At 60.4% G+C, this 10,742-nt stretch carries 10 protein-coding genes and 1 pseudogene; 6 read left to right on the top strand and 5 right to left on the bottom strand.

The genetic code is table 11. The features are described from left to right. From RMO15_RS16030 to RMO15_RS16020, 3 genes and pseudogenes are all read left to right on the top strand, one after another. Positions 1–249 (top strand): annotated as a pseudogene (locus RMO15_RS16030) (transcription termination factor Rho); the annotation flags it as partial. A gap of 8 nt (positions 250–257) precedes the next feature. Then, positions 258–740 carry a bifunctional nuclease family protein gene (locus RMO15_RS16025; RefSeq protein ID WP_309714450.1) on the top strand — a complete coding sequence of 161 codons (483 nt, stop codon included), beginning with the start codon at positions 258–260 and terminating at the stop codon, positions 738–740. After that, complete coding sequence (locus RMO15_RS16020) at positions 740–1,927, top strand: MFS transporter (RefSeq protein WP_309714449.1); 1,188 nt, start codon at positions 740–742, stop codon at positions 1,925–1,927. Before RMO15_RS16025 ends, RMO15_RS16020 begins: the two co-directional genes overlap by 1 nt. Here RMO15_RS16020 and RMO15_RS16015 read toward each other — a convergent pair. From RMO15_RS16015 to RMO15_RS16005, 3 genes are read right to left on the bottom strand one after another with little or no spacing between them, the layout of a single operon-like run. Continuing rightward, positions 1,880–2,602: a choice-of-anchor R domain-containing protein gene (locus RMO15_RS16015; protein WP_309714448.1), complete on the bottom strand. Its 723-nt coding sequence runs from the start codon at positions 2,600–2,602 to the stop codon at positions 1,880–1,882. The genes RMO15_RS16020 and RMO15_RS16015 overlap by 48 nt on opposite strands. A gap of 22 nt (positions 2,603–2,624) precedes the next feature. Further along, a complete protein-coding gene (locus RMO15_RS16010; protein WP_309714447.1) occupies positions 2,625–3,302 on the bottom strand; it encodes a hypothetical protein in 678 nt (225 codons plus the stop codon). A gap of 5 nt (positions 3,303–3,307) precedes the next feature. Next, a complete protein-coding gene (locus RMO15_RS16005) occupies positions 3,308–5,098 on the bottom strand; it encodes a thiol-activated cytolysin family protein (RefSeq protein WP_309714446.1) in 1,791 nt (596 codons plus the stop codon). A 282-nt stretch (positions 5,099–5,380) separates the two neighbouring features. Here RMO15_RS16005 and RMO15_RS16000 point away from each other — a divergent pair, with 282 nt between their 5' ends. Both RMO15_RS16000 and RMO15_RS33325 read left to right on the top strand, forming a co-directional pair. Beyond that, a complete protein-coding gene (locus tag RMO15_RS16000) occupies positions 5,381–5,896 on the top strand; it encodes a DinB family protein (RefSeq protein WP_309714445.1) in 516 nt (171 codons plus the stop codon). A 132-nt stretch (positions 5,897–6,028) separates the two neighbouring features. After that, positions 6,029–6,169 carry an SEC-C metal-binding domain-containing protein gene (locus RMO15_RS33325; RefSeq protein ID WP_369016124.1) on the top strand — a complete coding sequence of 47 codons (141 nt, stop codon included), beginning with the start codon at positions 6,029–6,031 and terminating at the stop codon, positions 6,167–6,169. A 172-nt stretch (positions 6,170–6,341) separates the two neighbouring features. On the opposite strand, the gene RMO15_RS15995 is transcribed toward RMO15_RS33325, so the two are convergent. Next, positions 6,342–7,904 carry an alpha-glucosidase/alpha-galactosidase gene (locus RMO15_RS15995; RefSeq protein ID WP_309714444.1) on the bottom strand — a complete coding sequence of 521 codons (1,563 nt, stop codon included), beginning with the start codon at positions 7,902–7,904 and terminating at the stop codon, positions 6,342–6,344. A gap of 102 nt (positions 7,905–8,006) precedes the next feature. Between RMO15_RS15995 and RMO15_RS15990 the strand changes: the two genes are divergently transcribed. Next, on the top strand, positions 8,007–8,864 hold the full coding sequence (locus tag RMO15_RS15990; protein WP_309714443.1) for an AraC family transcriptional regulator: 858 nt from the start codon (positions 8,007–8,009) through the stop codon (positions 8,862–8,864). Positions 8,865–8,872: 8 nt separating this feature from the next. Here RMO15_RS15990 and RMO15_RS15985 read toward each other — a convergent pair. Further along, a partial coding sequence (locus RMO15_RS15985) for a CHAT domain-containing protein (protein WP_309714442.1) occupies positions 8,873–10,742 on the bottom strand: 1,870 nt, incomplete at its 5' end.

Here is a 10,742-nt window from a genome sequence, read left to right as displayed (position 1 = left end):
CTGGATCGCTCTCTGGCGGAGCAGCGCATCTTCCCAGCCATTGACATCAAGCTCTCCGGCACCCGCCGCGATGAGCTACTTCATGGCGAGGACGATCTGCGCAAGATCTGGCAGGTGCACCGTATCCTGGCCAACTTGGGCAACAAAGAGGCGACCGAGCTGCTCCTGGATCGCTTAGGACGAACTCGCTCCAACCGGGAGTTCCTTGCCGCCATTGGAGCCGCCCCGACGGTCAGCAAGCCGGATTAACACGGGGGATGTCCAGCCCATACGACGAGACCAGTGAGAACGAGAACCGCCAGCCCCGTGCTCTTGAGGAGAAAGAGGTGGAGGTTCTCGGGCTCTGGGAAGCGCGCACCGAAGGCCAGTCCGAAAACTCTCCGATTGGTGAGGTGATGCTGATGCTACGCGATGGTCGTGGCCGCCGCTTGCCGGTGCACATTGGGCCGTTTGAGAGCATGGCGATTCAGAACGCGCTTCAGAAAACGGCTCCCGAGCGGCCTCTCACCCACGACCTGCTCCGAAATCTCTTAGACAAGCTGGGAGCGTCTCTGGATCGCGTCGTGCTCGATGACCTCTGGCAGGGGACTTTCTACGCCAAGCTCCACCTAATCCGCGAGAAAGCTCCTGCCCTAGAGATAGACTGTCGGCCTTCGGATGCCATCGCCCTGGCTCTTCGTGTCCGTGCTCCGATCTTTGTTGCAGAGCATGTCTTAGTCGAAGCCGCTCAAGACGAGTGATGCAAAGTACCCCGCGCTCTGTCCTTGCCGCACTCTGTTGTGTCGTGATGGTGCTCTACTCGGTCTACCTGGGGGCGATCGGGGTACTTTTGCCCTATCTGGGGACGGCATTCTCACTGGGCGCCGAGGCGCAGGGGCGGCTCTTTCCGGCCAACTTTGTGGGCTTTGTGGTGGGGGTGCTGCTCTGTGGCTACTTATCGGATCTCTGGGGGCGTAAGGCTGTCTTACTGGTGGGCTTGGTGCTCTACGCAGGTGGCTTGGTGCTCTTTGGGAGCGCAAGCAGCTATGCTCTTGCGCTAGCCGCGGCACTTCTCGTCGGAGCGGGTAGTGGCGCGATGGAGGTGGTCGCCAATGCGCTGGCCGCCGATCTCTACCCCGAAAAACGCGCGTTTCTGCTCAATGCGCTACAAGTCGCGTTTGGTGTCGGGGCCGCCGCCTCTCCGACGCTCTGTCGCTACTTACTCACGCATGGCACGGACTGGCGTGGGCTGTACTTTGGGCTAGCCGGGATCAATCTCATCGTTTTTGTGACTCTCAGCCTCTGCCGCATCCCTAAGAGCGCCGCCCCCGAGGCGCTGGAGCTCTCGGCGCTACGAGCGGTCTTGCAGAAGCCCAGCTTTGCGATTCTGTGCGTGATGCAGGCGCTCTACGTGGGAGCGGAGGTGAGCTTTTTCTCCTGGCTCCCGACGTACTTTGAGAAGCAGCTCCCCGGTGGCGTGGCCTGGATGGCGGGCGTGGGGACGCTCTTCTGGATCACGATGACGATTGGGCGCTTTGCTCTGGGAGGGCTGCTGGGGCGCTTTCCGCTGATGCGGCTCACCGCGCTCTGTGCCGGGGGGGGCGTGCTCTTTGCGACACTGGCGCTGCTCCTGCCGACACTACTGCCGGTCTTGGTCTGCGTCGCTCTGACCGGCCTCTGCATCGCGGGCATCTTTAGCCTGGTGCTAGCAGAAGCAGGCGAGCGCTTCCCGAGCGTGGCAGGCACGGCCTTTGGGGGCGTCGTCGCCGCTGGGGGAGTTGGCGGCGCAGTGATCCCTTGGGTGGTCGGTGCACTCGCCTCTACCAGCCTTGGCTGGCAAGGGGCACTGGTGCTCGTGCCCCTCACGCTAACTGGAACGCTGGTACTGAGCCTCGTCCTGCTACGCACGCCGCCGTCGGGCCAGTACCAGAGTCCCGCCGAGCGCTAGGAACGCAAGGGAGGTAGGCTCGGGAGCGGCAGCGGTGTGTGTCGCCAGCTCTATCGTCAGACCATTGGAGAGGGACGAGCTTGTCCAGCTGGCGCGGTTGTTATCGCTGAAGCGGTAGCCCTCCAAAACGACCTCCCCCGCACCTGCTCCCGTGGCACCGGGGAGGGCGTTTCCTACCGCAAGATCCCAGCGCACGACATTCTGAAAGTCGGCTCCCCCGGCGTTGTAGACCTCAGAGGTCAAGACAAACCAGTAGGTAGTGCTGGGAACCAGCGTGACGGTGCCTGCGGTGGTGAAGGTGAGCAGTGTCGCGGCGGGAGCGCTTGCCCCGACAAGCTGGGAGCCAAATGCCCCGCCTGCGATGAGCGTACTGGAGGGATTGCCCGCGCTATCGGTGTAGATACCGCCACTGATGGTATGCGGGGCATTGTGCTCATTCTCCGATGACATCTGGAGTGAGGTGAAGTCAAAGGTGCCCGATGCGCTCGTGGTGATCCCATAGGCTTTCCAGTATTTGTTGGCCAGAACACCGGCGGAGTTGCCAAGAACCGTTCCCTCCGTGGTGGCGGTGGCGGGGTTGTTGGAGATAGTCACTTGTGCTTGGGTAAGTGAAGAAAGTGCGCCTAGTGCGATGGTACTAAATAAGAGTCTACGAAAGAAATGGGTAAGGTTCATGATCTTTTCCTTTTTCCGGTGGCTAGAGATTGGGCTGGTTGCTTGTAGGGGTGACCTTGATGCTGTACTTAACTCTGTAACTCCAGTCGGAACCAAAGTAGGCAGAGTTCTTGAGAGAGAAGCTATCGGAGAAATTACGCTGTGTCTGGATGGTGAGATCGGGGAAGCCGTACTGTCCCAGAACGTCATCCTGATCCAGCGTCGAGATTCCTCCAATCACACCGATGGCTCCGTTGAGGAGCTCCTTGATAGCACCCCCTTTTTTTCCACCGAGCTCCTTTATTCCCTCACCAACTGCCTCTCCCGCTTTCGTGAACTTGGCATCCACCTTGGTCCAATCTTTGCTCACGTCTTCGTCCAAGCCCATGAGCTCACCAGAGAGCGTGGTGCCGTGAGGAACTGTCACATCAAGGATCGTGGTGCCTTTCTTGCGGTTGCCATTATTGATGCTCATTACCCCCGTGGTGCGGGTACGAATGAGCTGGCGACCATCAGGGAGGCCAAAGGTAAAGCCGCTCAGGGTGTAGAACTCGTCCGAGCCCAAGAGATCTTCCGTCTCAATGCAGTGAATCTCATCAATTCTAACGATGACACGCCAGTTCGTGGTCTGCTTGGCTGCCTGCGTGGGAGTAGATCCTATGGGAAGAAGCGCGAGGGCGCTGAGCGCCAGAAACGATAGTTTTTTGATTTGTTTGTTCATAGTGTTTAAAGTCCTCCTACTTCCTCAATGCGGAGGTAGAGTCGTGAAGAGCCGTTTTGTTTTTTGCCACTGTAGGGAATCTCTGCGGTGAAGACACGCTTGCCCTCGACCGTACTGAACTGCCAGTTCTGCGCCTCAGGGAACCCTGCGAGTGGTGTGCCCGGAAGTGGCTTGCCTTTGTTGTCACCGAAGATCGCACGGGGCTTGAGGGTGAACTTGAAGCTCCCCATGTAGTCATCCTTGGATGCACCGCCATCGTTGTCTTTGATAAAGCCCTCGAAGCTATAGCTGGGGGAGGGCTGTCCCTCGTAGCAGTTCATGGTGAAGGCGGGAGACGTAGAGCCCGCACTGGTTCCGGGGGCTTCCAGCGAGCTACTGGCACTGGTGGTGAAGATGTCAATGAGGTCCCCACTTTTCTTGCTCTGCGCACCGCTGCCACTATGGCTCTTGTCCCAGGCCCAGATTTTGTCTCCATTCACACGGAACTCGCCGTAGATCTCGCCACTGGCGTTGGTGACCTCAGGCCGCGATGTCAGCTTGACATGAGCCGTCAGCTGGTAGCGTCTTCCCACGGCATTGCCGATGTACTGGGTCTCGGTGTACTTATCGGTTTGTAGCACGATCACCGGGGCATCGTCGGTGACCGTGCGAATCTCGTAGGAGATGGGCACGAGCTGTCCCGGCGTGGGAGCGATCGCAAAGTACGCGCTGAGGTCTCCCTTGAGCAGCAGGCTCCCGAGCTTATCGGGGCTGGGGCCACCCTGTCCGGCGACCTTGATGGTCGTCTGGCTGTCCTTGAACACTTTGGACGCCTCGGTGTCCAGCGCCACTTTGGTCACTCCCGCGTTGTAGGCTGCCTGGATGGCGAACTTCATCTGCGACGCGCTAAACTTCGAGGTCATGCTAAAAACCAAGCGTCGTCCGTACGTGATTCCTGCTACATAGCAAGGCACATTGTCGTTGCCAAGGAGCTTATCGTCGGCGAAGGTCTTGAGGACATCCATGGTGCAAGCGGGAGTTACCCAGCGGTCAGCGAGCTTGTACCCATCGCGGGTTCCCGGCTTTGCCGTCAGGGTGAAGGCACGCTCGATAAAGGCAACCGTGATGGTATGCTGGCCGCTGGATTTCTCGGTACTCAGGGCACTCTTGAGATCGCCTCCCATGTAGCGGACATTGATTCCCAGTTTGAGAGCGGCCTGTGTCTCGTTCTGGTTCTCCACCATCTCAAAGCTATAGGCCTCGGACAGGTTTTTCGGGTCGCCCCAGGTTTTCTTTTGTTTGATGGCTTCGGTTAAGAGGGCATTGACGGCGTTTTTGACATCGCCTTTGCTCGGCTGAGTCACAATCTTGCTGCCGCCTCCCAGGCTAGAGAAGGTCAGCTCCAGCGGGGCGCGCATCGTGGGGGGAAGCGGAATCTCGGCGATATCGTTGCCCCCCTTGCGGACACCGCGCTCTGAGAGCATCGCGCCCAGCCAGAGTGCGGAGATCTCGCCCATGCTCACTAGCTCTTTGGGAGTGGAGTCTAGGGTGTAGGACTTTGTGACATAGTCGCCTTGGGTGGAGTCGGGCTTTTTCGGGTCTTTCTTAGGTATTGCTTGGTCAACGGGCTTGTCCATGCGCATCTTGGGAAGCTCGTCGAAGAACTTCTCCACCCGTTCTTTTTCCGCGAGGAGCTTCTTGGCCTTGGGGGTGACATCAACGGCGCGGGTGCTGGTTTCTTTCCGGCCCACTTGCGGTGTGGCCAGAGCTGCTCCCAGGAGGGAGAGCGTCAGTGCTAGAGTGAGTGTGGTTTTCATGATGACTCCAGCGTATCGAGCTATCGTAAACGTACCGTAAGATTTGGAGCGATCCAAAAAAATAGGGTCATTCAGTTCTTGCCTCCCGGCTCGCTTAGGCTCACCACCCTCCGGCTCCGCGAAGGGTTTTGTGTGCTGAACTATCCCCTTCGCAGGGAGGAACGACCGATCAGCCGGAGGGGGTCGGCGGTGGTGCCGCCGGGGGGAGGCAAAAACTGAATGGCCGTGTCCCAAAAAAAGATGCGAGGAGGAATCAAGGCTTGCTGTGGCAAACTAATGTTCATGAAGGGGATTACTCACCACCGCGAGCTCTACGACTATGAGAGAGACGCCAACGACAAGATGCTGACGATGCTGGAATCCGTGCCCGAAGCCAGCCGCACCGACCCGCGCTTCCCGCGTGCCCTCGGGATTGCCGCGCACCTGGCGGCATGCCGGGAGAACTGGCTGACCTGGATGGCGGGAGAAGACCGCCCCATCGGGCTGTGGTTTGAGACCGACACCACGCTAGAGTCGCTGCGCCCGCGCTATGCTGCTCTGGAGGAGCGCTGGGTTGCCTATCTCGCCGACCTCACTGACGAAGATGTCGAGGCGACCTTTAGCTTTAAAGAGGCCGATGGCAACACCTACCGGGTGGTGCGTGGCGGACAGCTCACCCAACTCGAAGGCCACGCCTGCTACCATCGGGGCCAAGTGGTGCTGCTCGTGGATATGCTCGGCGGCACGACCGTGGACACCGACTACATTGACTGGGTCTACCCCCGCGACTCTCGCTATGGGATGATTGTATCGTCGTAAAGAGCAGCACCTTTACCAGAAGGCTCCGTCGGTACGATAGAGATGTGGAGGCTACGACCATGAACACAAAAAACACCCCGATTACTCTTAACGACGACACCCCCGAGACCTCCTGCTTTTGAGCGTGAGGTAATCGCCAAGCGCCGACGTGGCTACCCTTCGGAGACCAACGTCGGCAAGGGCGTTCGCTCGGTTCAAGGCGGCGTAAAGATCCTGGAAGAGAAGCTTGGACGGCGCGACCCGTGCCCCTGCGGCTCCGGGAGGCGCTTTTGACCGCTGCTGCCTCCGCTCAGGCCGCTATGATGGGGCGCTGCGCAACGACTACTCGCGCTGATGTGGCATAGGACGGGCGGCTAAAGCGGCCCGCTGCTACGGCAAGGAGGCTAAAGCCCCCTCAGGACCATTTATGGGTCTTGCCGCAACAGCGGGCTCATTTATGTGCCTGCTACGCGTTGGTCGTCATCTTGCCCTTGTCGGCAGCCTGGGCGTTCTTGCGCGACTCTTCCTTGGCGGCAGCCATCTCCTCCACGGTTTTCGTGTGTTGGCGCGCCGTGCCCTTGAAGCCCACCATGCGATGCACCCGCGTCCCATTGGCAGTCTGTGCTTCTAGCTCGGCTTGGGCGGCGTCAATGGCACCGCTTTTCTGGTACCGCGGGAGCCACTCCGCCTGGGCGACCAGCATCTGGTCGGTCATCTGCCAGATCTCTTCCGGGTCGCAGACCGCGCCAGTGAGCGGGTCGTGGAGCATGGCTTGCTTAAGGAGAGTTCGGTCGCCGGTGAGCGCAGCGTGCACCGACATGCGCTGGACATTGATCGAAGCCGTGCACGTGGCGGCGCAGGCAAGCGGCAGGTCGCCGACAATCGGGATATTGATGCCATTGCGGTCCACATAGCCGGGAACTTCCACAATCGCATCGGCGGCGAGGTTGGGGATCGCGCCGTTGTTGACGACATTGAAGTGCCCCCGGTAGACACGGCCCGTCTCCAGCGACTCGATAATGTAGCTGCCATGCTCCTCGGAGCGCTTCTCCTGGGTGAACTGCGGCGGGTCCTGCGCCAGCCAGTTGGGGAAGTCGGTCTCAAACCAGTTGCGGCCCTCGGTGCAGACTCTGAGATAGCCGCCGGTCTCGCCATTGATCCAGGAGGATAGATCAATCCACTTGGTCACTTCATCGAGGCGCTTACGGTACCAGGGCAGGTACTCGGAGAGGTGCCCGTTGCTCTCAGTGGAGTAGTAGCCAAAGCGCTTGAGGGCATCAATGCGCACTTTCTCCGTGGTGGGGAACTTGTCGTGCCCCGTAAACAGCTCATAGAGCTTGGGAATCAGATCAATGCCGCGCCAGACGGCCTTTACGCACCAGGTCTGGTGGTTGATGCCCGAGAAGACAAAGTCAATGTCGCGGCGATGCACTTTCTCGTCTTCACCAAGCAGCCCCTCGCGCTTGGCCCACTGCTCGACGCAGCTGGCGATCTGGTGCTGTGCACCCTGCACACCGTGGCACAGCCCGACGGTATTCACGCCGCCGTAGTGGTTTGCGGCCCAGGTGAGCATCGCCATCGGGTTGGCGTAGTTCAGAAAGAGGGCACCCGGTTTGGCAACTTCGCGGATGTCTTTGCAGAAATCCAGGGTCGCGGCGATCCCGCGCTGACCGTACATGATTCCGCCTGCGCAGAGCGTATCGCCGACGCACTGATCAATGCCGTACTCCAGCGGAATATCAATGTCGTCCGCAAACGCCGAGAGTCCGCCGATGCGCACGGTGCTAATGACGTAGTCCGCGCCCTCCAGCGAGACTCGGCGATCCGTTGAGGCGCTGATCGTGGCGGACAGGTTGTTGCCCCTGATATCGCGCTCGGCGAGCTGCTTGACCATGTCGAGGTTCTGGGCATTGAGGTCGTGAAACGCGAAGTGCATGTCCGCGAACTCGGGGACGGTGAGCAGGTCGCCCATCAGGCGACGCGTGAAGCCGATACTTCCAGCTCCGATCATAGCAACTTTAAGAGGCATAGTTCTTCCTTAGTGTTTCCGCGCAGCTGCGCAGGGATAGGTCATTTTAGCGCCGAAGAGACACGTATTGCAATCGTCGCTTTAGAGACGTATAGTCGTTTTGTGTCGCTAGATAGAATTGAGGAACAGCTACAGCAGACCCGGCGTTTGGGAGGGCAGCAGTTTTCGCCGGATGCCTGGTACCATGCCGGGCTAGAGGAGCGTGTGCAGGGCGATGGCTACTTCTGGGACGGCTTGCAGCGTGCCCGCAGCGCCCCGCAGCTGGTCTTTCAGGTGACACTCTCAGGGTGGGGAGCCTACGAGGAGGCGGGCGTGGTACAAAAGATCGAGCCAGGAAAAGCGTTTCTGGCGCTTGTGCCCTCTCCGCACCGCTACTACCTGCCCCCCGACGCGCCGCACTGGCGATTTTTCTGGTTGGTGATCCGCCATGCCTATATCGTGCAGAGGCTCAGCGAGCAGCACCAGACGATGGGAGCGGTGCTGAGCCTCTCGCCCGAGAGCCGCTTGCTCGCCCAGGCTGCGACACTCTGTGCGGGAGGCTTTCGGGATCGGTTCGCCGAAGAGCTTGCCCTCTTTAGTTTTCTGACCGAGTACGAGCGCCACGCCGACCACACGCTCACCCAGAGCACGCCAGGGCGGGAGGTGCTGGAAGAGAGTGTCCGGCGCTATGTGCGAGAGAACTTGGAGCGCCCCGTGGACATCTCCGAGCTGGCACGGCACTTCGGTCTCAGCCGTACCCGCTTTACCCACCACTTTACTCAGCGAATCGGGGAGCCACCTGCTCGCTATCTCACGGGGCTACGGCTTGAGGAAGTCGCGCAGCGCCTTGTCACAACCGACGATACGCTGCAAGTCATCGCGCTTGCCACGGGGTTTGCGGATGCCAATCACCTCGTGAAAGTCTTTCGGCGGCGCTACCACACCACCCCCGGAGCGTTTCGAAAACAGCTCCGGGGATAGAGGTGTCTTTAGCGTGGGTCGCCGATCAGAACAAAAGGAGCCCAGTAGTAAGGATGGTGGTGCCTGGGCTCGCTCCGAACGTGCAGAGCCGCCTGTCGAAGCGCCGCACTTTTTCCCACTCCCTTTGCCAAGCCATCGTAGAAGCGCGTCATCAGAGTCGCGGTGCTGGCATCGTCCACGCCCCACTGGGAGAGCACCTGGGTGGGGCAGCCCGCCGCAAAGAGCGCCCAGGTCAGTCCCATTACCCCCTCGCCGCCGTGCTGTGCCCCGCGTGCGGTGTTGCACGCCGAGAGGACAACAAGCTCAAGATGGGAAAGATCCAGCTCAAATATCTCGCGTGCTGTGAGGAAACCATCGTCGCTGCTCGTTGGGCTTGGGTTTGCGAGAACCACCGATGAGAGCAGAGGTGAGGCATCGTTGACAAAGGCGTGGGAGGCCAGATGGAGGCGCTGGAACTTGTTGGCATCTTGCTTGACGATACTTTCTTGGGCTTTGCTGCGTGTGTAGAGGGTGGTGTTGGGAAAACGCTTGGCAAGTGCATCTGCCTCGCGTTGCGTTCCGGGCAAGTCTACGAGCCGTATTCCTCGCGGCAGGAGGAAGTCGCGATTCGGGGCTGTCAGCGGACGATTCGGGGCTGTCAAGGGTCGGTTGGGAGCAGTCAGAGGGCGCTGTCCTGCCACGGCGGGGTCATTCTCGAAGCGTCGCTCCGCATCGAACTGTGGGTTGGCCAGCACCAGTAATTTAGGAGAGGAGGTGGGCTTGCGTGGCGTTGCTTGCGCAGCATGCCAGGTGGTGGCGGAACTGGCGTAGGAGATCGCAAAGCGTGTGAGGAGCGGCACCCCCTCAGGGTCGGCTAGCACCGCAAACGGGACATCCCAGAGCGAGCGATCCGGGCAAAAGATGAGCTGTGTCTTGCCCGCAAGCCTTGCTTCCACGGGGGCGAGAAGCACCTGGTAGAGACGCTGCGCCTCGCGCCTCCAGCTCTTTTTCGGATTGGTGCAGGCCGTGCGCAGCCCACGGGCCTGCCGCTCTAGCTCCGTGGCCGACACAGCCAGCCGGGACACGCTCACACTTGCCTTACCCCGCTGGTCGCACGTGACCACAAAGAGCGCGACACGTCCCGAGGCGAGGGGCGCGAACTCCAGAAGTGCAGCATGGGCAGGCAGTGCCTTTGCCACCTGTTCTAGGTTTGCTGTGGTGGCGGCGCGGCGCTGCCCAAGGCTGGGGTGGCGGGCGTAGAGCGTGTCGTGAAAGACCGCCAGCTCCTGCTCTGCTGCTAACAGCTCCCGCTTAATCGCCTCAAAGCGCTTCTTGCTGCCCAAGGCATTGAGTGCCGCCTCGCGCACCATGGCCTCGGAGAGGCTGTCGCACTTTTGACGTCGCTGCTGCTCCTCGGCCTGCTCGCTCTCCGAGAGCTGTTGCCTCAGGTCTATTTTTCCGCCCGCCATGAGGTCGAGCAAGCCTCGCGCCTTCGTTTTCTGCGCCAGCACAAAGGCTTCGGCGACCCGTCTCTGCTCCACCAGAAGCGTCAGGTAGCCCACATAAGGACTGCTCAGCTGTTCAAAGAATGCTCCCTGCGACGAGAACCCACTCCCTGCATCGGTTCGAAGCTGCTCGGAGAGGGCGATGGCACTCCGGTAAAAACTCTCTGCCTCACGACTTCGCCCGGCGACAGACTCTAGGTGCCCCAGGGCTGCCAGCAGCTGCACCTCACCCAGCCGTTCGCCCCGCACACGGTAGAGAAGCAAGGCACTCTGAAAGTAGTGCCGCGCTAGGGCGGGCTGTTTTTCCTGATACAGCTCCGCGAGCTGTGTCAGGGTGATGGCCTCCCCCTGCGGCTCTCCCGCAGCCCGTTGCAGCGTGAGAGCCCTCTGGTAG

Origin of the sequence: Armatimonas sp. (assembly GCF_031410135.1) — a bacterium.
Taxonomy (GTDB): domain Bacteria; phylum Armatimonadota; class Armatimonadia; order Armatimonadales; family Armatimonadaceae; genus Armatimonas.
The sequence above is the reverse complement of the archived record's forward strand: the minus strand, read 5'-3'. Positions and strand labels throughout refer to the sequence as shown.

Excerpts from the sequence above, each read along its gene's own strand:
- RMO15_RS16025 (WP_309714450.1), top strand. The coding sequence starts at position 258 with ATGTCCAGCCCATACGACGAGACCAGTGAGAACGAGAACCGCCAGCCC.
- RMO15_RS16000 (WP_309714445.1), top strand. The coding sequence starts at position 5,381 with ATGAAGGGGATTACTCACCACCGCGAGCTCTACGACTATGAGAGAGAC.
- RMO15_RS16010 (WP_309714447.1), bottom strand. The coding sequence starts at position 3,302 with ATGAACAAACAAATCAAAAAACTATCGTTTCTGGCGCTCAGCGCCCTC.
- RMO15_RS16005 (WP_309714446.1), bottom strand. The coding sequence starts at position 5,098 with ATGAAAACCACACTCACTCTAGCACTGACGCTCTCCCTCCTGGGAGCA.
- RMO15_RS15995 (WP_309714444.1), bottom strand. The coding sequence starts at position 7,904 with ATGCCTCTTAAAGTTGCTATGATCGGAGCTGGAAGTATCGGCTTCACG.
- RMO15_RS16020 (WP_309714449.1), top strand. The coding sequence starts at position 740 with ATGCAAAGTACCCCGCGCTCTGTCCTTGCCGCACTCTGTTGTGTCGTG.
- RMO15_RS16015 (WP_309714448.1), bottom strand. The coding sequence starts at position 2,602 with ATGAACCTTACCCATTTCTTTCGTAGACTCTTATTTAGTACCATCGCA.